Raw genomic sequence first — 21,443 nt, forward strand, 5'->3', positions numbered from 1 at the left:
TTTTTTATCCAATATTTGCAGCCATATATCCTAACCATGCAAAAAGAAGCCCACCGCCAAAAGAACAAAACAAATACCAATAGAAGATCCTCCTGATTTTGCCTTTCCACAGCTCTGCAGCCTCGACTGCCAATGTGGAAAAGGTGGTATATGCTCCCAAAAAACCAACAGCAAACAAGAGATGGAGCGTTTCATTCACTTGAAATCCTGCTGTCAATCCTAATAGAAAAGAACCTGACAAATTAATAACAAGTGTAGCAATTGGCATAGCTGACTTTATCTTTGTTTTAATATATTGCATCAACCAATAGCGGCTAATTGCTCCCAAAAATCCGCCGACGGCAACTGTACCTATCATCTCAACCATGATTATGTCCTCTTTCAGCAAGCTTTGTTCCAAGTATAATTCCTAAAAAAGCGGCTGCTGGTCCTAACAGCCCGCTCACTGCCATATAAATAAACGCATGAATTACCTCCCCCTGTTGGAATAGGGTTAGTGTATCAAGACTGAACGTTGACAAGGTTGTGAATGAGCCAACAATACCTGTACCGATAGCCGTTGAAATTAATGGGGAGAGTTTCTTTCTTTCTGCAATATACTTCGTAAACCAGCCAAGGAAAAAAGAACCTGCAATATTTATTGCTAAGGTATGATAAGGAAAAGCACCCTGCCCTAGACTGCATAGAAATCTGGCAATACTTCCGATAATCCCGCCGATGCCAATATAAAAATAAATCAATTTCCTTTTCCCTTCTTTCCATGTAAAAAGGAGAAAACATTTTCTGCTTTCTCCCAGCCATTCTTATAGATCTTGAAAATAATCCTTATAAAATCCGCCGACTTTTCCAGAATTATCAACAATGAAATAAAATTCTTCTGTTTCATTTTTGACTTCATATGTTTCGCCGACTGTCAGCACTCTATTAACAATATATTTGCTGGCATCTGTATGTATGCACTTCACTTTTTTAACTGTGTTCTTGTCATTCCATATTTCATGTATCAATGGTTAAAGCCCCTTTCACTTATATACTACTTTAGTATATAGCCAGGATGCCCTTTAACGCAACCTATCCTTGCCTCAAGACACTAAATTTCTTTCGTTATGCATTTGCAGAAATATGCTGCTTCGTTCAAAGGTATACCACTGTCCTGTCGATGCCTGTTGAAATGTTATATAGCACTGTTTATTAATCCAGTCCATTCTTTTGAATTCCATTGCCGTATATGTTTTTTCTTTGTCATTAATTGTATAAAGTTGATTTTTCGCCTGTATGTTCATCATATGACCTTCTTTCTATGATGTCTTCTGATAGATATATACCACTGGCGAATTGTCCGTTAAACATACATAAGCCTATATTTTTTCATTTGTTCCGGGTTTTCCTATAAAATTCACCCAATCATGGCCTTCAATTTCGTGCAGTAGCATCTCTTCCTTATTGCAAACATAGGTAAATGCTTTAGTGGAATGGTCGTTATTGTCATAAACATCGACCTCCACTCGCATATATAAGCTGCTGTTAGGTTCATCAGGTATATAATCCTCAAACTCATCCAGCAGATAAAGTTCCGCTTGAGGGACTTCAAATACTTCCCCGCGCACCTTCTCACTCCCCTTATTTAACGCTAAGAAGGGATAGCCTGCACCTGCATCGTATAGCTTGCCATACACCCACACATCTTCTTGCATACAGGGATAGTTTTTCATCATATGGTGATTGATTTGCTGCTTTCTTAACGTTCCATAAACAAAAACTAGCACATTCAATAGTGGCACAGCTCCTTTTGATTATCCTGTTATCAGCTTTATCGTATAGCTTCTGTCTCTTGGTCCATCAAATTCGCAAAAATAAATGCCCTGCCATGTACACGAGTTAAAATTATCCAACCCTAGCCTTTTGCTTTTCATTGCCTAAGCTTTGCGTTAGTATGGACATTGTAAGAATATTCAATCCATTTATTTAAGGAGGATGCAAAATGAAAATTATGAGCAATGAACAGCTGATTTTTTCTTATCGAGATGCATTGAAAGCCGGAAATGAAGAGGAATGGATAATAATGCTGAAACAGGAAATGGACAAGCGTGGTCTCAATCCGAGTATTGGGACTGAATAGAACAATAAAGAGGATGCTAACTGCTTAGCATCCTCTTTCTATTAAGCTTCAAAAAGTAATGATTCAGGATCTTCTAATAATGCTTTAACTCTTGCTAGGAAGGTTACTGCTTCCTTGCCGTCAATGATACGATGATCATAGGAAAGAGCTAAATACATCATTGGCCTGTTTTCCATTTTCTCATTGTCAATGGCAACAGGACGCATTTGGATTTTATGCATACCAAGAATTCCGACTTGAGGACCGTTCAAGATAGGTGTTGACAATAGCGAACCGAATACACCGCCATTAGTAATAGTGAATGTTCCTCCTTGCAAATCTGATAAAGACAATTTATTATTACGTGCTTTATCTGCAAACGTCATAATATCACTTTCTATTTCGGCAAAATTCTTGCGATCCGCATCACGAAGAACTGGTACAACCAAACCATCATCTGTAGAAACCGCTATGCCTATATCATAGAATTTTTTAAGGACAATTTCGTCTCCCTGTATTTCAGCGTTTAACAGCGGTGCTTTCTTCAAGCAAGCAACAACTGCTTTTGTAAAGAAGGACATGAATCCAAGCTTCACATCATTTTCTTTATGAAATTGATCCTTGCGTTTATTTCTTAGTTTCATAATATTGCTCATATCCACCTCGTTAAAGGTTGTAAGCATTGCCGTGTTTTGCTGCACTTCTACAAGCCTTGAGGCAATTGTTTGTCTTCTGCGCGTCATTCTAACACGCTCTGTCGGCTTGCCTGGCTTTGCTTCTGCTGCTTGAGGCTGTTTATTCTCCTTCTCTTTTGGTGCAGATGGTGCAGGCTGTTCTTTTCTTCTGTCATGCTCTATTACATCATGGGCACGCAATCTTCCTAACGGATCATTTGATGGAACTTGCGATAAATCAATCCCTTTTTCTCTTGCTAGTTTTCTTGCAGATGGGGAAGCGATTGGATATCCTTTTGCTTCCGGCTTAATCGGGCTTGGTTCCTCTTTTGCAGGAGGAGCTTCCGTAACTACAGGCGCTTCTTGGACAGCCGCTTTAGGCAGTGTTTCTGCTGGCTTAGTATTGGCACCACCCTCAGAAACGATAGCGATAATTTCTCCAACCTGAACTGTATCGCCTTCATTAGCCTTCAGTTCCTGTAAAATACCACTTTCTTCAGAAATGATTTCAACGTTTACCTTGTCTGTTTCCAGTTCTACTATATAGTCACCTTTTTCTACATATTCACCTGTCTTTTTCAGCCATTGTGCTACGGTACCTTCTGTAATTGATTCTGCTAGTTCTGGTATTTTAATCTCACCCATCTTAAAAATCCCCCTCTATTCAGTCCATGTCAATGCTTTATTAATGATTCTTGCTTGATTTTTGCGATGAACAATTGGGTCCCCTTCTGCAGGACTTGATCTTCTTCGTCGTCCGATATAATCGAATGTGACAGTATCAGGTAACAGCTTCTTCACTCTTGGCTCCATGAAGCTCCATGCACCCATATTTTGAGGCTCCTCTTGCACCCATCTAATTTCTTGTAAATTAGGATATTTTATTAAAATTTCTTTCAATTTATTCGCTGGGAACGGATAAAGTTCCTCGATACGTACACTATGCACCCAATCAGAATCCTCCAGCTGCGTAATACCTTGATGAAGGTCGATTGCTATCTTTCCAGTTGACAGCAAAATTCGTTTCACAGCCTGTGGATTTTTGCCAGTAAGCTCTTCCTCTACTACTGGTTGAAACGTGTCGCTGCTGAATGCACTTACACTTGATGCCACATCTGCATTTCTTAACAAGCTTTTAGGTGTCATGATTACTAGTGGTCTTACTTCTTCTTTATTTAAGATGGCTGCCTGTCTGCGCAAAATATGAAAATATTGTGCAGATGATGTTAAATTGGCAACAGTCCAGTTATTTTCCGCAGCAGAGGTCAAAAATCTTTCCATTCGTCCGCTCGAATGCTCTGGTCCTTGGCCTTCATAAGCATGTGGAAGCAACATTACTAATCCGGACTTTTGTCCCCATTTTGCTCTTCCAGCTGAAATGAATTGATCAAATATAACTTGTGCAGCATTAGCAAAATCGCCGAATTGTGCTTCCCAAAGAACGAGTGTTTCAGGAGCAAACACATTATAACCATATTCAAAACCAAGAACGGCACCTTCTGACAGCGGACTGTTATGTACCGCAAAGGACGCTTGTGCAGTTGACAACAAATGAAGCGGTGAATAAACCTTATCTGATTCATTATCATGAAGCACAATATTTCTATGTGCAAAGGTTCCTCGTTCTGAGTCCTGACCAGACAAGCGAATTGGCGTGCCATCCTGCAGGATGCTCGCATAAGCTAAAGTCTCAGCCAAGCCCCAATCAATCTTCCCTTCCTCTATCGCTGCTTCACGTCGTTTTAAGATTTTACTTAGTTTGTCAAACACACGGAAATTTTCAGGAAATGAGATTAATTCTGAATTAATTTCCTTCAGTCGCTTTTCTGAAATAGTTGTATCAATCATCGGCAGATCTCTTTCAACCGAATTCGGTGGAAGTGCTTCCTCGTCCATTTCTTCCTTTGTAGGCACTTTATCATACGCTTGCTTTAATTTAGCAATAACGTCCTTTTTATAGCCTTGGAATTCAATTTCTGACAATACACCTTGTTCCTGTAATACATTAAAGTAGCTCGCTGTAATAGTAGGATGCTCTTTGATTATTTTGTACATCAATGGATTTGTTGTCATCGGCTCATCCATTTCATTATGGCCATATCTTCTATAGCCGATTAAATCAATCAAGAAATCCTTGTTAAAGGCAGCTCTGTACTCACATGCCAGCTTTGCAGCTTTGATTACTGCTTCCGGATCGTCTGCATTTACATGAATGATTGGAATTTCAAAACCTTTGGCAAGGTCACTTGCATACCTTGTCGATCTTGAATCTCTTGATTCTGTTGTAAATCCAATCGTATTATTTGCGATTATGTGAATCGTACCACCTGTTCGGTATCCTTTAAGCCCAGTCAAATTCAGTGTTTCTGCAACAATTCCTTGCCCTGGAAATGCCGCGTCCCCATGAATGAGGATAGCTTGTGCAGATTGATGGTTCTCTTCTGGAAAGCCTGGGGCTGTTCTGTCATCTTGTGATGCGCGTGTAAATCCTTCCACAACAGCGCCGACAAACTCCAGATGGCTTGGATTATTTGCCAATGTAAGGCGTACATTCGATGTGCTGCTCTTTTTGATTTGTCTGTTCAGTCCTAAGTGATATTTCACATCACCTGTCCAGCCAAAGCTTATACCAATTGATCCTTCTGAAGGAACAAGCTTTTTATTTGGGGCATGCTGAAATTCAGCAAAAATCATCTCATACGGCTTTTCAAGCACATGTGCCAACACATTTAGCCTTCCTCTGTGAGCCATCCCAATATGAACGTTTTTTGCACCGTTAACAACAGACTGAGATATAATCTCATCAAGCAACGGAACCATCGTATCAAGGCCTTCAATCGAGAATCGCTTTTGGCCGACATATGTTTTATGTAAGAAATTTTCGAATTCCTCAACCTCTACCACTCTTTTTAGCAGTTTTTTCTTCAGTTCTTTATTGCAGGCAGGCTTAAGACTTCCTGATTCCACCTTTTTTTGGAGCCAGTTCTTTTCATTTATATCGTTCACATGATAAAATTCAAAGGCAATTTTATTCATATAAACATCCTTTAAATATTGCACAACTTCAAAGCCATTTCTTACAGTGCTTGGCACATCCTGGCATAGCAGTGATGCATCCATTTTTTCTAAGTCCTCTTTAGTAAGCTGATAGCGAGACAACTCGAAAAGTTCCTCTTGCCTATGTACATCACCCAATGGATAAATATCTGCAGCTAAATGGCCATACGCCCTGATTTTGTTCACTAATGTAACTGCTGCAATAACCTTTTCAACTTCTAAATTACTTCCGGAAGATAGTGCTGGTTTACTTACTGTATCTTCCTGTTCGATTGGTGAACCCCATGTTGCGAAAAAATCTCGCATTTCCTCATCAACAGAATCAGGATTTTCTAAGTATTTGTCGTACAGCTCCATTGCAACCCCGAGATTGGGTCCATAAAACGCTGGCTGATAGGAGCCTTTACCACTAGATGGCTTTCCCATGAAAATTTCCCTCCACCATATTTAGTAACAACTATATTCCCCATATGCTCGCCTTTTACACTTTAAGGCGTTTATCTGATAAAAATAAAACGTTTACATTTGTATTTTAACACGGTATTGCACCCGTTACAAAAGATTTCCCCATTTTAATAGTAAAAATATTGTAAATTTTTTTCACAACTCTTTTTACTGTGCTAAAAAACCTTTTATAATAAATAAATATGCCAGGAATCTGGGATAATGTTTATAAGTTATTTAATTATTTTTCATCGTTTTATCATCTTTGTTTTCTTCTGAAAAATGAAAAAAAGGCTGCCCATTTAATGAGCAGCACAACATCTATGTTTCTTTTCTTCTTATTTAGTGACAGTACCATTTTCAGGCAATGATATGGTTACGGTTGTACCTTCTCCAATCCTGCTGTCTAATTGTATACTGCCTTGATAATAATCCACGATTTTTTTGGCTATTGCCAATCCGAGACCAGTTCCGCCTTGGCCTCTGCTGCGGGCTTTATCCACCCTGTAAAAACGGTCAAATACCTTGTCAATTTCTTCATCTGGTATGCCGATACCTTTGTCACTTATTTGCAGAATAAATAACTTGTCTCTTTTAGATGTTGAAATAGAAATCTCTTTACTTGCTCCAGAGTATTTAATGGCGTTGTCTAGTAGAATCGTAAGTACTTGTTGAAAATGCTGCTCTGCAATACCATTAAGCTGACTTGATTGTAATTGGACCTGGAACTTAAAGTCACTGTGAAGCATTTGAAAATCCTTAACAGCTCCTTCAATGATGGTATTAACCTTTTCCGGTGATAAATTGTCCTGGTCAATCCTGTTATGATCTAATCTAGTTAAATCAAGCAATGTGAGCACTAGTTTTTTTAATTTCTCTGTTTCATCAAGGGAAGCCTTCAATGATTCCTCGAGTATTTCAGGATTATGCTTCCCCCATCTATTCAGCATGGAAAGATGACCTTCCAGAATGGAAATTGGCGTTCTTAGCTCATGGGAGGCATCTTCGACAAATTGCTTTTGTGCTTGAAAGGATAATTCAATTCGATCCATCATATGATTAAAAATCGTGGTAAGCTCTGAAATTTCGTCCTTTTGCGGATACACAGGCATCCTTTCTTTAAAGCCAGCACTTTTTATTTTTTTCATTGTGTTTGTCATGATACTTAAAGGCTTTAAAAGCTCTCTTGACATCAAGTAGCCGATTAATGCACTAATCAAAATGGCCGCAATCGCAAACAGCATCATCGCAAACGCTAAATGCTTCATAACTAGCTTATACGAATCAAGCAGTCTAATGATTTCAATTTCTCCTGAGAAGTCTTTGCTTTTTATAGGGTAACTGTAAACTAATGACTGCTCTTCCCCAACAGAAACATACTTAAGCTCTTTTTCTTCCTTAACAATATCCGGTTCAAGAATCGGAAAATCTCCGTTCAAATGAGAAATCAGTACATTGCCGTCTTCATCAATAACGCGAATCAGCTGATTTTTTGTGTTTAATTGCTCTAATGTAGCCAAGCTGTTTTTGATTTCTGTTTCACTTATCGTTTTATCGTCAGATTTCAAATATGCCACAAATTCATTCATCGTTTGCCTGACGTCGTTTTCCTCCTGGTTCATCAACCAAGTCGATACAGTATGAAATTCAAAAAAAGTAAAGATGCTGTATGTTAGGAAAATACTTAATGATAGACCTAGTGTCAGTTTCCATTTCCATGGAAGCAAGGATAGTCTTCTTACGATATTCATCTCATCACATACCCTATTCCTCTGACTGTTTCAATGTATTGTTCCTGTCCTGACGGATCAAGTTTATTCCTTAAGTAACGAACATATACATCAATAACATTTGTCTCCACTTCAGACTCATAGCCCCATATTTTATTTAAAAGCACATCCCTTGTCAGCACGATATTTATATTGCTCATAAACATACTGAGAAGGTCATACTCTCTTTTCGTCAGTGCAATAACCTCCTTGCCTTTTCTGGCAATATGGGATTCCAATTCCAGTACAATATCTTTATATGTAAGCACTGTCAGCTTTTGCACTGGTTCTGTTTGTTCGCTCGAGATGTTTTCAATTCTTCTGAATAGCGCTCTAAGTCTTGCAAGCAGCTCTTCAATAGCAAATGGCTTCACTAAATAATCGTCTGCACCGCTATCTAATCCTGAAACCCTGTCAAGAACATTGTCTCTTGCAGTTATCATCAATATCGGTGTGTTTTTCACTTGCCGGATTCTTCTGCACACCTCCATCCCGTTTAACTCTGGTAGCATGAGATCTAGGAGGATAACGTCCCACTGTTCGGTAATCGCTTTATTTAGACCGCTTCTGCCGTCTGCACAAACCTCTGTTTGATAGCCTTCATAATTCAATTCCAGCTCAATAAACCGAGCAAGATTTTTTTCATCTTCTATAATAAGGATTCTCTTCATTTATATCACCCACATTCTAAATAAACATACTTCTAGTTTACCATGGACTGACTCATCTCAAACAGTGTTATCATTTGTATACAAAGAAGGAGCGGGATGTTTTCCACCCCGCTGCTTTAATCATTATATTATTTATTTCTTCTATTCATAAATGTGTCTTTTATAGCATGTGTTATACCAACAATTTGTACTCCAAACAATGAAGCAGCTGTCAAGGATGAAAAAATAATCATCGCATATCGAAATACCATCACTTTTTTCCTCCCTTTATCTTTAATGTAGGATTGAATAACCCTATTTCCAAGTTGCATTTGTTTCTCTTGTTGTTAAATTACACCCCTATTCAAAAAAGCGAATGAGAAAAACATTAAAAATACATGAGAACGCGTTTTCAGCCGAATATTTTTTTTAAAAATGACGGAAGCTATAAATAGGGACTTGCAGGGTGCATTCCATTCGAAAAATAATGGCCAAACAAGGAGGAAAATAAATGAATGTTGGAAGAGCTATTGAAATCATGAATGCTGGCGAAATTGTTCATGTAAGTTATAATGGTGAACAGATTTTCATTCAAAATGTCAATGAGGATTCTAAAACGGCAAGAATATATACGAAAAACAATCCAGAACAAGAGCTTGAGGTCGATGTTCTACAGCTTATTGAAGAGCAGTAACCGACTTTTTATTCTAAAAATATAGAAAAAGCAAAATAATAGTTGCAATTATTGGAAAGGTATAGTAAATTTAATTTCAATTACATAGTATTTTCTTATCAAGAGAGGTAGAGGGAATGGCCCGAAGAAACCTCAGCAACCTTCAGCTTGTTTTCACAAGACTGAAAAGGTGCTAATTCCATCAAGCGTTATGCTTGAAAGATAAGAAGAATGGCCATAATGAAAATTCATGTCTTCTTCTTATTTTTAGGAAGAGGACTTTTTATTTTTCAAATAACCATACCCACTCCCCTATTCTTAGTAGAATAATACTTTTAGATAATATCAAACTATTTTAAATAACTTCTATATTTTGAATAGTCAGGAACAAGAAGGAGTGTATCAATATGTATGATGTAGAGACTAAATTAGCCCAAATAGGCAACAGAAGTGAAAAAGCAACAGGAACGGTTAACCCGCCGGTTTATTTTTCAACGGCTTATAGACATACTGGAATAGGCGAATCCACTGGATATGATTATACTCGTACAGGAAACCCAACAAGAGAGGTTTTAGAAAAGGCGATTGCTGACCTCGAGGAAGGCGACCGCGGTTTCGCTTGCAGTTCAGGCATGGCAGCTATTCAAACAATCCTTTCTTTATTTCAAAGCGGAGATGAATGGATAATATCTAAAGACCTTTACGGCGGCACATACCGTTTGCTTGAACAAGGCTTTAAAAAGTGGGGCCTTCGATGTTGTTATGTAAATACATCTAGCATGGAGGATATTGCTGCAGCAATTACGGAAAATACGAAAGCTATTTTCATAGAAACACCTACTAACCCTCTTATGGAAACAGCAGATATCGAAAAGGCTGCAAAGCTTGCAAAGCAGCATGATATTCTGTTGATCGTTGATAACACGTTTTATACTCCTCTTATCCAACAGCCAATTAGGCTTGGAGCAGACATCGTCATACATAGTGCCACAAAATATCTTGGCGGCCACAATGATGTTCTTGCAGGTCTGATTGTCGCAAAAGGCGAAGAAATCTGTCAGGAGCTTGCTCTGCATCATAATGCTGCTGGCGCTGTGTTGAGCCCATTTGATTCTTGGCTGTTAATGCGCGGAATGAAAACATTAGCACTTAGAATGGAGAAGCATGAAGAAAATGCGAAAGCACTTCAATCCTTCCTTAAAGGTCATGATGCAGTCCTCGATGTATTGTATCCAGGCAGAGGCGGAATGATCTCTTTTAGAGTACAAGATGAAGCATGGGTTAATCCATTCCTACAAAATCTTACATTAATATCATTTGCAGAAAGCTTGGGCGGTGTGGAAAGCTTCATAACATACCCTGCTACCCAAACACATGCAGATATTCCGGAGAAAATCCGACTCGAAACTGGTGTATGCAACCGTCTGCTTCGTTTTTCAGTCGGTATTGAAAATGTTGATGATTTAATTAAAGACTTGGATAAAGCCTTTACGATTGCCAAGGAGGTAACAAAATGAGCGAACAATATTCCTTTGAAACGAAGTTGCTTCACAACAAATATAAATTCGATCCGGCAACAGGTGCAGTAAGTGTGCCAATCCAGCATGCCTCTACTTTCCATCAGCAAGAGATTGATAGCTTTGGAAAATATGACTATGCAAGAAGTCAAAACCCGACAAGGGAGGCTCTTGAGGAAATCATTGCAGATTTAGAGGATGGTTTTAAAGGTTTTGCATTTGCTTCAGGAATGGCGGCTATCTCCAGCGCCTTCCTTCTCCTTTCTCAAGGGGATCACGTCTTAATATCAGAGGATGTATATGGTGGCACATACCGTATGGTAACGACAGTGCTTAACCGTTTCGGCATCGAGCATACATTTGTTGACATGACAGATCTTGCTGCAGTCGAAGCTGCTGTTAAGCCAAATACGAAGGTATTCTATATTGAAACTCCTTCCAACCCGCTCATGAAGGTAACGGATATTAAAGCAGTCAGCGACTTAGCGAAACAAAATGATGCTTGGACATTTGTCGATAATACATTCTTGACACCGGCCCTGCAAAAGCCCTTGTCAATCGGTGCTGATATTGTCCTACACAGTGCCACAAAGTTCTTGTCAGGCCACAGTGACGTGATCGCCGGTCTTGCTGTCGTTAAGGATGAAGAGCTTGCGAAACAGCTCGGTTATATTCAAAATTCCTTTGGTGCCGTGCTTGGAGTGCAGGATTGCTGGCTGTTAATGAGAGGCTTAAAAACATTGAGTGTACGTATGAAGCATTCCAGTGAGGCTGCTGCAGAAATTGCTACATATCTCAATAATCATCCGGCAATTAAAAAGGTGTATTATCCAGGCTTCAGTGATCACCCGCAATTCGATATTCAGCAGGAGCAGGCAACAAGCCCTGGAGCTGTATTTTCCTTCGAGCTGCATAGTGAGGAAGCGATGCGTACGTTTGTAAAAAATGTAGAGCTGCCTGTATTTGCAGTTAGCTTAGGAGCTGTTGAATCTATTCTTTCTTATCCGGCGAAAATGTCTCATGCAGCGATGGATCCAATTGCCCGCCAAGAAAGAGGCATCAGTGATGCACTTCTTCGTCTGTCTGTTGGCTTGGAAAATCCTCAAGATTTAATTGCAGACTTTGAAGCGGCATTAAAGAAAACGGCTGAGCTTCATTATATTTAATGAAAAAATTCAGGGCTTAAATGTCCTGAATTTTTTTTATTTACAGACTAAACAAAAAGAAATCCTTGCTGTGAAATCTCACAGAATAACAGCCATTACGCATGGTTGGCTTTCCTTCTCCTTATTTGTGATGGAAATTTCCAATTAGGCAATTCTGTTCATGTAATTGTTTTATTTCTGAACATACCATGAACAATGATAAAAGGTCATTTGCATACAACATTTAAGGAGCCACAGCAGTCTGACAGGAAAAGTGAATTTCGTAGCATAGAGGCAAATTTAAGTGACTTAAATTCTTTAAAAACGGCTTATGGCTACCATCTCTATTTACTTATAAACAAAAACGACCTCCTGACAGATAAGGAGATCGTCGTTTCAATCTATGAATAATGCGTCTATGTCTAAATATCGAGATATAACCTTCGTTATTTTCTTCCACTCTTTTGCCTTCATCTCCGTATAGCTGTGTACATAACTGCTGTTCGTCGTTTTAAGCTGTATGGTATAAAGACTTTCTCTCCCATATACCCCTTCATCACTTTCCCAGTCCCAGATTTTTAATTTATAAAGGTCTTTTTTCATATCTGTGTAGGAGAAATAAGGAAAAAGTATCTTCTTAGGCGTAAACCCTTGATTATCTGAGAAAAAGCTCCAAGACTGTAAATGATAAATTTCAAAAAGAAAATCAATTTTAAGCCTGTAGGAACGATTTCCTCTTTTTACATCCAATGTAATTTGGCTGATTTCTTTTTCAGGGTTAATCGAAACTATATTATTATGGACAGAAAACAAGTCCTTTTTACGGCTAATTACTGACTTAACAGAAGAAAGCTGTATTTCCTTATCAGTTACTGCTGAATTTTTAGCTGAAGACACCATCTTTTCATAAATAGTGTTGATTGGTATTGGACCATTTTCCTCCAAAACCTCAATGATTCTTTCATACATATTGCCCATTACTTTTTCCTCGCTAGATTTTTATGACTTCATGCTTTTTTCAAAAGAACTCTCCTTCTAGTATAACAAAAGAAAGCTATATGCCAACTATTTTTGCTAACATTTACTTTAAGCTCTGCTTAACAGATCCTCCTACTGTTTTAGGCATAAGGTACAATAAGCTTGTTCAATTCCTGAAACACTGCTGTCCCCATTTTTTCATAGCCGGAAGCGTTCAAATGGATGCCGTCATCACTTATAAAGTCATGAATATTGCCTGCTTGTCTCAGACATGACCTGACGTCAATTGTTAAAACATTCAGCTGGTCCGCAATTCTTTGAAGCTGTCTGTTATAAAGACCATGCCAATGTTCAATACCTCCACACAAACTAATCCAATGACTAATCGAATTTCCATACTTGTCTGCAAGAAACTGGTAGTACTGAACTGGTGCTAATGGTGGTAATGTTAATATTACTGGTATGATATTTCGTTCTCGTACTTTCTCTACAATTGTTTTGACGTTATCCGTATACTTGGCTATTGGTACAATCGGCGTATGCTCTACTTCAGGAAACTCAGCAACCTCGTCCCAAACAAAGTTACAATCATTACCTCCCACACTGATCAAAACATAGTCCGGCTCTTCCATTAGCACATCCTTATCGAGGCGTTTCATTAAAAGGTCGGAGTTATCATTAAAAACACCTTTATTCAGTACCTCTACACCCTCCACAGAGAAAGTATTCCCCGTAAATAATTTACTTAGGATAGTTGGGTAGTTATCCTTTAGTATTCGCGGTCTTCCTTTAACAAAGGAAACACCTCTAGTCAGACTGTCGCCAAAACAGATGATTTTCATTATTCACCCCTGCTTTCTGTCCATCCCTGCTGCCTTTTGCTTGAGGCTTGATTCAACATTATACTGTTTATTATATCCATTTCCTGCATATGGAGCTAAATGCATTTGCCTAATTTTTGGAAAATTAGTTTTTATAATCAATTTCAAAAATAAAAAACAAGGGGTCGAAGCTATATGCTTTGACCTCCTTGTTTTTTCATTAGAAGTTAAAGTTATCTGGATCTGCACCTACACGCTCATTTTTGTTCAGTCCATTGATTTTTTCTAAATCCTCTGCAGTAAGCTCAAAATCGAAGATATCTGCATTTTCAATGATACGATGTTCTTTAATTGACTTTGGAATTGTAACAATGTCATTTTGAAGATCCCATCTTAAGATGATTTGTGCCGTTGATTTATTGTATTTTGCGGCAATTTCAGTAAGAACAGGGTTATCAAGCAGCTTTCCTTGTGCTAATGGAGACCAAGCCTCTACGACAATGCCTTTTTCCTTACAGAAATTACGAAGCTCTTCTTGACTAAGCAATGGATGAAGCTCAATTTGGTTTACCGTTGGAACAATTTCCGCTTCTGACAGCAAATCCTCAAGATGATGCTTATGGAAATTGCTGACACCAATTGCTTTTACTTTTCCATCTTTGTATAGCTTCTCAAGAGCCTTCCAAGTTTCTTTATATTTTCCGCTAACCGGCCAGTGAATCAAATACAGGTCAATATAGTCAAGACCAAGCTTTTGAATGCTTGTCTCAAATGCCGCCAAAGTGGAATCATACCCTTGATCTGCATTCCAAACTTTTGTAGTAATGAAAAGCTTCTCTCTGTCGACACCCGACTCTTTTATACCTTGGCCAACACCTTCTTCATTCTTATAAACGGCTGCTGTATCAATGCTTATGTAGCCAGCTTTAATGGCTGCTTTAACAGAATCAATTACTTCTTGACCTTCCTGCACTTTAAAAACACCTAAACCGAATTTAGGCATTTCCACACCATTATTTAGTTTGACTGTTGACTGTAGATTCATGAACAATTCCCTCCTTATTATGTATGTTGCTATTCTCTCACATTAACAAATGGGAATAAAGTATTTTGCTTTACGAAAAAAATACTTAGCAAATTATCATTCCGCTTATTTATTTCCATAATAAATCCCCTGTATACTTTCCTATACAAGGGATTAAACTGCATTTATTTAAACGGGTTTTTCCATTCCATCAGCACAGCATGATTCAAGGAATCTTCATCTTCTAAATAGTCATTCAGAACACATACAGGCATTCTGCCACAGCTCATTAAAAAAGTAATAACAGGATCCTTTTTTTCTCCAGCTACAACTTGACTAACATATTCTTCTGGGGAAAGCTCGTCAGCGTATTTACGGTATCCAGGCATTCTGCCGCCACCTATAAGGCGATCTAGCTTCTTATCAATGACAATCTGGTACATGGCTTGCATCATAATTTTTCCTAATCCGAGCGAGCGATATGCAGGGCGAATACTATTATCAACAACATAAAGTGCGTTCCCATCCTTACTATGTGTTGTTATATATCCGTCAGCTGTGATTTCACTCCATGTATGTTCATGTTCCTCTTCGTTATAGGCTATACAAAGATAAGTGAGCGAGCCTGCTAATTTCCCTTCAACTTCTACACAAATCGCCCCTTCTGGAAAAATGGTCACATGGTTTTCCAGCTGGTCCTTTGACCACCAAAGCTCTGTTGGAAATGGAGGAGGAAAGCATTCAGCTTGAATGTTTATTAACTCTGCAAAGTCCTCTTTTTGGTAATTACGGACTTTGCATTCTCTAGGTTTTTTATCGTCAAATATATAAAAATTGCTGCTATAGTACATATCAGCCTTCTATTGTTTCCCAATCTGTATAAATATCTGTTCGTCTGTCTCTCCAAGTTGTGACAGAGCCCTTTGCTCTCACCTCATAAAGAAGTGAAAGATCGAGATCAGAGGTAATTATCATATCATCATTTAGCTCGCCCTCTGCCATGATTCCTTTTGGTGGAAACGGGATGTCATTCGGAGTAATAATCGCAGCCTGACCGAAATTGGCACGCATAAAATCAACATTCGTCAAGGAGCCAACCGTACCTGTCACAACTACATACACTTGGTTTTCAATTGCTCTTGCATGGCATGTGTAGCGAACACGATGGAAGCCATGGCGGTCATCTGTACAGGACGGACAAAATATAACATCTGCCCCTTTTGCCTTTGCCATCCGCACAATTTCAGGGAATTCTATATCATAACAGGTCAAAATCGCAATTTTGCCTTTATCGGTTTCAAAAATCCGGAAGCTATCGCCCTTCTCCATATTCCATTCCTCGACCTCTGTCGGTGTAATATGAAGCTTTGCTTGCTCCTCTATTCTTCCATCAGGATAAAATAAATGGGCGACATTAAATAATTTGTCATCCCTGCGGATAACGTGAGTTCCACCGATTATGTGCATTCCAGTTTGAACAGCGAATGTGCGGAACAGAGTTTGATACTGTTCTGTAAATCCAGGCAACTCATTAATTGTTAACGGATTTTGTCCATCTCCCATTGACAACAGCTGTGTTGTAAAAAATTCAGGAAATAAAACAAACTCTGCTCCAAATTCCTGTGCCGTTCGGACGTAATGCTCACACTGCTTAGCAAATTCTTCAAATGACTTAATGTTTTGCAGTTTATACTGCACGGCAGAAACTCTTATTTTCATCTTCCATCTCCCTTTAGCAAATAAATTTTTTATCTAAATTAGAAAGTTACAAGAATTGATTATGCGTCATTTTTTGTTGGTTTTCAATAGATTTGTATCAGTTTTTTATATTTTAGTTCATTTTTTATTATTTGTTACATAAAGAAGGAAAATCCTTAGCTACAGACAGCATATATTCAATAAAATTATACAGATCCATGATATAATGGATATATATTACAGATAATTTAAAAAATAACAAAACTTATGTGATAACAAGGAGGGCTTACTATCATTTACTTGTTTGTAGGATTGGTTTTTCTGATTTTATTAGAGGAAACGATCGTTTTTAGTGTGAAGCGCTATTTAAATGGACCAGGTAAATGGGAGTTAATGCTGAAACAACAAATTATGTCCATACGCAGAAAAAAAAGACCAGAGAACCATGCCGCCTGATCTTGTTTCATTTTTTATGTCCAAAAGCATAGCTTTTGGACTTTTTATTAATTATTCATTTTCCTTCAACGCTTTGTCTGCTAATTGGGATATTGTCATGTCATCCATTGGTGGATTATGCAATCCTGCCCTTACATCTCTGTAATAGCGCTGCAATGGACTGCTTGCAGAAAGGCTTCTTGCACCAACAATACGCATAGCCAAATCGACTACCTCTATTGCCGTGTTTGTGACAAAATGTTTGGCAGCACTTAGCTCTGGTACTAATAAGTGCTGCTCATCCTCTTTTGCTGCATCCCATTTTTGACTAACAGAGTAAAGGAAATGCTTTGCGGTAAACATTTTCAATTCGATTTCACCGATTTTTGTCCTTACGGCCGGAAGTTCACTTATCGTACCTGTAATGCTGTTTGGTGAGTGGCTCTTCGCAAATCTTATTGCTTCCTTTTGTGCCGCTCCGGCGATTCCAAGATAGCACGCAGGAATGTGAAGCAGCCACGGGTTGACCTTTCTTGGACCGCCTAGCTTTTCCACCATATATTTGCCTTCGATAACTGCTTCCTCAAAAAACACATCATGGCTTCCAGTTCCTCGCAAAGCGATACTGTCCCAAGTTTCTTTAATTTTCAAGCCTGGATTATTTCGTTTAATCAGAAAATTCCCTACCTCATCTGTATCTTTAATGGAAGCACTAACAACAAAATAATCCAGCATCGGTGACATGGACGTAAAGGATTTCCTCCCATTAATCACCCAGGAATCTCCCTTTTTTTCAGCTGTGGTTTGCGGTCTTCCTCCTCTTGTAGGGCTCCCTGTTTGCGGTTCTGTTGCGGCACTGTTTACAAGGGCGCCGTTTTTGATATTTGTATACAACTCGTCAAGCAGTGCAGCATCCCACTTGTTTTCGAACATATTGCGGACAACACCCATATGCCAGCCAATGGACAACGCAGTTGATCCATCGCCTATGGCAATTGCCTCCTGCAGTCTTACCATTTCATAGATAGATATTTCCTTCCCATCATATGCTGCTGGAATAGTTAAAGCTGTATAGCCGAATTCCTGTAATTCCTTTATGTTTTCATATGGGAAAGATCCATTTTCATCTACTTCCCGTGCTCTTTCTGAAAAGCCCTTTGCCAATTTCCCCATTGCCATAAGCCTTTCAGAAAGATTGTTCATTTGTGAAAAATTCGCAACCATGCTTTTTCAGCTCCCACACTAAGTTTCTGTATTATGTATTAACCTTTCCGGCTAACTATCTTCCTCCAATTATAAAGGACTCCTACTTACTTGTATATGAAACTGCCCATTCAAGAACCGGGCAGTTAATAAGTAGTAAACCATAGGATACGCTGAAGGCGGTATAGTAAATAACGGAATGCAGGAAGTTCAGACTCTGTGCTGTAATCTTTTGTATATTCCCCATCTTTATTTGTCCACAATTTTTCAAAATAGCTTTTTGTTTCCTTCATTATTTGCGAATCAGAAGAAGCAGCTATTTTGAGATTTGTTTCTAAATTCAAGTCATGAAGATTTCTTCTTGTATAGTTGGCAGAGCCTGCAATAATAATATTGTATTTCTCGCTTTCAATCAGCATCAGTTTTGAGTGGTACTGCTCCTTACCTGTGTTATACCAACGTATTGCAATCTGCTCATTTCCTTTTTTCATTAACTCTGCCGCAGTCGGTATATTGGGAAGACCAGCCTTCTTATTACCAAATGAATTTTGGTTTGGATCAAGGATTAAGTTTATTTGTACCTTTCGAGCAGCGGCGTCTATCAATTCATCCATTACAGGGCGATCTGCCAAATATAACATTCCGATCCAAATGGTATCGCCTTTTTTTGTGCTGTGAATTCCGTTTATCACCTGTTTGGCAATTTTCCCTTCTGTAAGAAGCTGTAATTGAATATCCCCTTTCTCCTCGGTAGGTTTGACTGCAGGGAATGATGTCTTGTCCATCAGTCGATAAACACTTTCCTCTGTTTCGAGTAAATCATTTATTAAATTTCCCTTCACAACATAGGCAATATTAGAATGGTATCCACTTGCATCATGCATATTTCCTGTCGAAACGATAGCTGTGTTTTCTGTAATTAGCACCTTACGATGGTTCGCTTTTACATTCAGTAAATCCAAATATGACCTAACTGTTACATCTGGTGCACTATCAGCAAGCATATTCGGTATATGACCGTTATCTCCGTGACCAAACCATTTAAATGACATACGCCAAAGTGTTGAATAAAGTGGGTTGGAGTCCCGGAAGCCTTCCATATTTGTTTCCACAACCTTTGCCCCACTATTTTTTAGTCTAGTAAGCTCTGGTGTTGGATAGGAATGATAGGTTGTATTGACAGGATCCGTTATAAAAATCAGCTTCATCGCCGGATTTTTTTGTTTTTTCTCAACGAGCTTGTCTGTCACTGCTTTAGCGATTTTCGGATATGTTTGGTCATCATTTGTATCACTGTTAAATAGAAACATATCTATTACAATAAATCGCTCTGCCTCATCTATTTCTTTAAGCATACGTGCAAGAATTTCCTGATGGAGCTTTTGGTTGCCATCTTCATCCTTATAGGTTGTATCCTCCAGAAATTCAATGTCTTTATCCTCGACACGATGTATTGGTCCTTCATAAGAAATTCCTTGCGGTAATGGTTTAAGTGTATGATACAAAAGAACGCTTATGTAAATAGAGAAAAACACAATAAATATACTTATAATTAGTTTCTTTCTTTTTTTTCTCATTTCCTATCCCCCAGGCTGTTCCAAAATTATATCAAAGGTTTATACCCTGAAAACTATTGCCATAAACAAGGTTCACTAAGATTTTTTATGAAAAAAGAGTGAGAATTTACAAATACGTGGTACAATAACCATATACATAGAACGAAGGAGAGTTAGCATTGATCATTGCCATTTTAATTATTTTAGCCTACCTGATAGGATCCATTCCTTCCGGTTTAATTATTGGGAAGGCTTTTTATAAAATCGATATAAGAGAGCATGGAAGCGGAAATCTCGGTGGCACAAACTCATTTAGAGTTTTAGGGAAAAAAGCCGGATTTGTCGTGACATTCTCAGACATTTTAAAAGGAACTTTGGCAACTTGCCTTCCCCTATTACTTAGCCTTTTTACTGATATTCAAGTTAATGTTAACCCGCTTATCTTTGGTGTTGTTGCCGTAATCGGCCATATGTATCCAATATTCGCAGGCTTTAAAGGTGGAAAAGCTGTTGCAACATCTGCAGGTATCCTTTTAGGACATGAGCCATTAATGTTTTTGATTATTATGGTCGTCTTTTTCTTAAGTTTATATTTGTCTAAATACGTTTCTCTATCTTCCATGATTGCAGGATTTGCTGGTTTGGTATACTCTATCATCCTCTGGGACGACAAGCTGTTAATTGCCATTCTCGCCATTCTGACTATTTTCGTCGTATACAGACATCGTGCTAATATTAAACGTATATTAAACAAAACAGAACCTAAGATAACTTGGCTGTAAGAAGTGAAAAACCATCAAATCTGATGGTTTTTTTTGTTTTTTTGACATATCTAGATTTATTTCGTCATAAAGTTACTAACAAACAGTAATTCAAATAAAGGACGGTTGAAATAAATGATAGAGAATCAAGAAAAACTACAATACCCGGAAAAAACAGCAGTTGGTTTTGCACATGAAATTAAAAACCCAATAACTGCAGTGCGCGGCCTCCTTCAGCTTCTTGCAAACCCAGATTTACCTGCACCAAAAAGAACGCTTTATTCTGAAGTAGCCATTGAAGAATTAGACAGGGCAAATCAGCTCCTTAATAACATGGTTTATGACAACACTCCCCTTTCCTATCAAACTTTAGAAACAATTGACATCAAGGCTGCTGTAAACAAAGCAATGCTTTCGTATGAACAAGCAATTCAAGTGAAAGGCATCCAGCTTCAAGCAAACTTTATGTCCTCCTTCAAGGCCTTATTGCCAAAAATACAGCTTTCACAAGTGCTCGTAAACCTCCTCAAAAACGCTGTGGAAGCATGTTCAGAAAACGGCTCAATAACCATTACTGTGTCCAAGGATGATAACTTCGGGATAATCTCTATTAAGGATAATGGCTGTGGTATCAGTGCAGAAGCATTAGATAAGCTGTTCACTCCTTTTTTCACAACAAAAAAGCATGGCACTGGAATCGGTTTAAGCATCTGTAAGTCAATTATTGAGGAAGCTCAAGGCTGTATTAAAGTCCATTCCATCCTAGGTGAAGGAACAGAATTTATTGTCAAGCTACCTCTAGGCTATTAATAATTTTACTTTTCAAAAATTTCATTATTTTTCCATTTTGCGAAATTAGTCGAAATCAGTCCTGTTTTTTTGTTATCCTATAGTAGCAAACTATAAATTATTAGGATGACTCAGTTAAAGGCAGGAAAAA

Annotated in this window: 24 protein-coding genes and 1 riboswitch; of the genes, 6 read left to right on the forward strand and 18 right to left on the reverse strand. The window is 38.3% G+C overall.

All coding sequences use genetic code 11. The features are described from left to right. Positions 1-4 precede the first annotated feature (4 nt). From crcB to EM808_RS29845, 6 genes are all read right to left on the reverse strand, one after another. Complete coding sequence (gene crcB, locus EM808_RS23000; RefSeq protein ID WP_127741207.1) at positions 5-367, reverse strand: fluoride efflux transporter CrcB; 363 nt, start codon at positions 365-367, stop codon at positions 5-7. Beyond that, positions 360-740, reverse strand: a complete 381-nt coding sequence (locus EM808_RS23005; protein ID WP_164849753.1) for a fluoride efflux transporter FluC — start codon at positions 738-740, stop codon at positions 360-362. Before EM808_RS23005 ends, crcB begins: the two co-directional genes overlap by 8 nt. A 63-nt stretch (positions 741-803) precedes the next feature. Beyond that, a complete protein-coding gene (locus tag EM808_RS23010; RefSeq protein ID WP_127741211.1) occupies positions 804-1,007 on the reverse strand; it encodes a DUF6501 family protein in 204 nt (67 codons plus the stop codon). Between the two features lie 75 nt (positions 1,008-1,082). Next, positions 1,083-1,286, reverse strand: a complete 204-nt coding sequence (locus tag EM808_RS23015) for a hypothetical protein (protein ID WP_127741213.1) — start codon at positions 1,284-1,286, stop codon at positions 1,083-1,085. A gap of 72 nt (positions 1,287-1,358) precedes the next feature. Then, the gene (locus EM808_RS23020) at positions 1,359-1,766 is read right to left on the reverse strand and encodes a gamma-glutamylcyclotransferase family protein (protein WP_235856699.1); all 408 of its coding nucleotides are present in this window, start codon (positions 1,764-1,766) and stop codon (positions 1,359-1,361) included. Positions 1,767-1,793: 27 nt separating this feature from the next. Further along, complete coding sequence (locus EM808_RS29845) at positions 1,794-1,913, reverse strand: YjbQ family protein (RefSeq protein ID WP_127741217.1); 120 nt, start codon at positions 1,911-1,913, stop codon at positions 1,794-1,796. A 68-nt stretch (positions 1,914-1,981) separates the two neighbouring features. Here EM808_RS29845 and sda point away from each other — a divergent pair, with 68 nt between their 5' ends. Continuing rightward, positions 1,982-2,119, forward strand: coding sequence for a sporulation histidine kinase inhibitor Sda (sda, locus tag EM808_RS23030; protein ID WP_127741219.1), 138 nt, complete (start codon positions 1,982-1,984; stop codon positions 2,117-2,119). A gap of 41 nt (positions 2,120-2,160) precedes the next feature. Here the strand turns inward: sda and odhB are convergent, their stop codons facing one another. From odhB to EM808_RS29590, 5 genes are all read right to left on the reverse strand, one after another. After that, a complete protein-coding gene (odhB, locus tag EM808_RS23035; RefSeq protein WP_127741221.1) occupies positions 2,161-3,417 on the reverse strand; it encodes a 2-oxoglutarate dehydrogenase complex dihydrolipoyllysine-residue succinyltransferase in 1,257 nt (418 codons plus the stop codon). A 15-nt stretch (positions 3,418-3,432) separates the two neighbouring features. Next, positions 3,433-6,255 carry a 2-oxoglutarate dehydrogenase E1 component gene (locus EM808_RS23040; protein WP_127741223.1) on the reverse strand — a complete coding sequence of 941 codons (2,823 nt, stop codon included), beginning with the start codon at positions 6,253-6,255 and terminating at the stop codon, positions 3,433-3,435. A gap of 356 nt (positions 6,256-6,611) precedes the next feature. Further along, positions 6,612-8,024 (reverse strand): HAMP domain-containing sensor histidine kinase, encoded by a 1,413-nt coding sequence (locus EM808_RS23045; RefSeq protein WP_127741225.1) that lies wholly within the window; start codon positions 8,022-8,024, stop codon positions 6,612-6,614. Then, entirely contained in the window at positions 8,021-8,713 is a 693-nt protein-coding gene (locus EM808_RS23050) for a response regulator transcription factor (RefSeq protein ID WP_127741227.1), read from the reverse strand. The genes EM808_RS23045 and EM808_RS23050 overlap by 4 nt, the downstream gene beginning before the upstream one ends. Before the next feature lie 128 nt (positions 8,714-8,841). Then, the gene (locus EM808_RS29590; protein WP_259347241.1) at positions 8,842-8,967 is read right to left on the reverse strand and encodes a hypothetical protein; all 126 of its coding nucleotides are present in this window, start codon (positions 8,965-8,967) and stop codon (positions 8,842-8,844) included. A 236-nt stretch (positions 8,968-9,203) separates the two neighbouring features. Here EM808_RS29590 and EM808_RS23055 point away from each other — a divergent pair, with 236 nt between their 5' ends. From EM808_RS23055 to metC, 3 genes are all read left to right on the forward strand, one after another. After that, on the forward strand, positions 9,204-9,386 hold the full coding sequence (locus tag EM808_RS23055; RefSeq protein ID WP_127741229.1) for an H-type small acid-soluble spore protein: 183 nt from the start codon (positions 9,204-9,206) through the stop codon (positions 9,384-9,386). Between the two features lie 92 nt (positions 9,387-9,478). Further along, positions 9,479-9,594: riboswitch (SAM riboswitch) on the forward strand. Between the two features lie 178 nt (positions 9,595-9,772). Beyond that, entirely contained in the window at positions 9,773-10,882 is a 1,110-nt protein-coding gene (locus EM808_RS23060) for a methionine biosynthesis PLP-dependent protein (protein ID WP_127741231.1), read from the forward strand. Beyond that, positions 10,879-12,048 carry a cystathionine beta-lyase gene (gene metC, locus EM808_RS23065; protein WP_127741233.1) on the forward strand — a complete coding sequence of 390 codons (1,170 nt, stop codon included), beginning with the start codon at positions 10,879-10,881 and terminating at the stop codon, positions 12,046-12,048. Before EM808_RS23060 ends, metC begins: the two co-directional genes overlap by 4 nt. 375 nt (positions 12,049-12,423) lie before the next feature. Here the strand turns inward: metC and EM808_RS23070 are convergent, their stop codons facing one another. The 7 genes from EM808_RS23070 to EM808_RS23100 form a co-directional block, all read right to left on the reverse strand. Further along, the gene (locus tag EM808_RS23070; RefSeq protein WP_127741235.1) at positions 12,424-13,005 is read right to left on the reverse strand and encodes a hypothetical protein; all 582 of its coding nucleotides are present in this window, start codon (positions 13,003-13,005) and stop codon (positions 12,424-12,426) included. Between the two features lie 140 nt (positions 13,006-13,145). Beyond that, positions 13,146-13,847: an SGNH/GDSL hydrolase family protein gene (locus tag EM808_RS23075; protein ID WP_127741237.1), complete on the reverse strand. Its 702-nt coding sequence runs from the start codon at positions 13,845-13,847 to the stop codon at positions 13,146-13,148. Between the two features lie 199 nt (positions 13,848-14,046). After that, positions 14,047-14,871: an aldo/keto reductase gene (locus EM808_RS23080; RefSeq protein ID WP_127741239.1), complete on the reverse strand. Its 825-nt coding sequence runs from the start codon at positions 14,869-14,871 to the stop codon at positions 14,047-14,049. 164 nt (positions 14,872-15,035) lie between these two features. Beyond that, entirely contained in the window at positions 15,036-15,701 is a 666-nt protein-coding gene (locus EM808_RS23085) for a GNAT family N-acetyltransferase (protein WP_127741241.1), read from the reverse strand. 1 nt (position 15,702) lies between these two features. Beyond that, positions 15,703-16,569 (reverse strand): carbon-nitrogen hydrolase family protein, encoded by an 867-nt coding sequence (locus EM808_RS23090; RefSeq protein WP_127741243.1) that lies wholly within the window; start codon positions 16,567-16,569, stop codon positions 15,703-15,705. A 486-nt stretch (positions 16,570-17,055) separates the two neighbouring features. Beyond that, on the reverse strand, positions 17,056-18,207 hold the full coding sequence (locus tag EM808_RS23095) for an acyl-CoA dehydrogenase family protein (protein ID WP_205685892.1): 1,152 nt from the start codon (positions 18,205-18,207) through the stop codon (positions 17,056-17,058). Between the two features lie 125 nt (positions 18,208-18,332). After that, a complete protein-coding gene (locus EM808_RS23100) occupies positions 18,333-19,763 on the reverse strand; it encodes a phospholipase D-like domain-containing protein (RefSeq protein WP_127741245.1) in 1,431 nt (476 codons plus the stop codon). Between the two features lie 158 nt (positions 19,764-19,921). Here EM808_RS23100 and plsY point away from each other — a divergent pair, with 158 nt between their 5' ends. Both plsY and EM808_RS23110 read left to right on the forward strand, forming a co-directional pair. Next, positions 19,922-20,524, forward strand: a complete 603-nt coding sequence (gene plsY / locus EM808_RS23105; protein ID WP_127741247.1) for a glycerol-3-phosphate 1-O-acyltransferase PlsY — start codon at positions 19,922-19,924, stop codon at positions 20,522-20,524. Positions 20,525-20,638: 114 nt separating this feature from the next. Then, a complete protein-coding gene (locus EM808_RS23110) occupies positions 20,639-21,313 on the forward strand; it encodes a two-component system sensor histidine kinase NtrB (protein ID WP_127741249.1) in 675 nt (224 codons plus the stop codon). Positions 21,314-21,443: the final 130 nt, after the last annotated feature.

The organism is Niallia taxi (genome assembly GCF_004005475.1).
GTDB classification, from domain to species: domain Bacteria; phylum Bacillota; class Bacilli; order Bacillales; family Cytobacillaceae; genus Niallia; species Niallia taxi.

Bases quoted from the DNA above. Each gene is read 5' to 3' on its own strand.
- crcB (WP_127741207.1), bottom strand. From the start codon at position 367: ATGGTTGAGATGATAGGTACAGTTGCCGTCGGCGGATTTTTGGGAGCA.
- EM808_RS23015 (WP_127741213.1), bottom strand. From the start codon at position 1,286: ATGATGAACATACAGGCGAAAAATCAACTTTATACAATTAATGACAAA.
- EM808_RS29845 (WP_127741217.1), bottom strand. From the start codon at position 1,913: ATGAAAAGCAAAAGGCTAGGGTTGGATAATTTTAACTCGTGTACATGG.
- sda (WP_127741219.1), top strand. From the start codon at position 1,982: ATGAAAATTATGAGCAATGAACAGCTGATTTTTTCTTATCGAGATGCA.
- odhB (WP_127741221.1), bottom strand. From the start codon at position 3,417: ATGGGTGAGATTAAAATACCAGAACTAGCAGAATCAATTACAGAAGGT.
- EM808_RS23040 (WP_127741223.1), bottom strand. From the start codon at position 6,255: ATGGGAAAGCCATCTAGTGGTAAAGGCTCCTATCAGCCAGCGTTTTAT.
- EM808_RS23045 (WP_127741225.1), bottom strand. From the start codon at position 8,024: ATGAATATCGTAAGAAGACTATCCTTGCTTCCATGGAAATGGAAACTG.
- EM808_RS23050 (WP_127741227.1), bottom strand. From the start codon at position 8,713: ATGAAGAGAATCCTTATTATAGAAGATGAAAAAAATCTTGCTCGGTTT.
- EM808_RS23055 (WP_127741229.1), top strand. From the start codon at position 9,204: ATGAATGTTGGAAGAGCTATTGAAATCATGAATGCTGGCGAAATTGTT.
- EM808_RS23060 (WP_127741231.1), top strand. From the start codon at position 9,773: ATGTATGATGTAGAGACTAAATTAGCCCAAATAGGCAACAGAAGTGAA.
- metC (WP_127741233.1), top strand. From the start codon at position 10,879: ATGAGCGAACAATATTCCTTTGAAACGAAGTTGCTTCACAACAAATAT.
- EM808_RS23070 (WP_127741235.1), bottom strand. From the start codon at position 13,005: ATGGGCAATATGTATGAAAGAATCATTGAGGTTTTGGAGGAAAATGGT.
- EM808_RS23075 (WP_127741237.1), bottom strand. From the start codon at position 13,847: ATGAAAATCATCTGTTTTGGCGACAGTCTGACTAGAGGTGTTTCCTTT.
- EM808_RS23080 (WP_127741239.1), bottom strand. From the start codon at position 14,871: ATGAATCTACAGTCAACAGTCAAACTAAATAATGGTGTGGAAATGCCT.
- EM808_RS23085 (WP_127741241.1), bottom strand. From the start codon at position 15,701: ATGTACTATAGCAGCAATTTTTATATATTTGACGATAAAAAACCTAGA.
- EM808_RS23090 (WP_127741243.1), bottom strand. From the start codon at position 16,569: ATGAAAATAAGAGTTTCTGCCGTGCAGTATAAACTGCAAAACATTAAG.
- EM808_RS23095 (WP_205685892.1), bottom strand. From the start codon at position 18,207: ATGGTTGCGAATTTTTCACAAATGAACAATCTTTCTGAAAGGCTTATG.
- EM808_RS23100 (WP_127741245.1), bottom strand. From the start codon at position 19,763: ATGAGAAAAAAAAGAAAGAAACTAATTATAAGTATATTTATTGTGTTT.
- EM808_RS23110 (WP_127741249.1), top strand. From the start codon at position 20,639: ATGATAGAGAATCAAGAAAAACTACAATACCCGGAAAAAACAGCAGTT.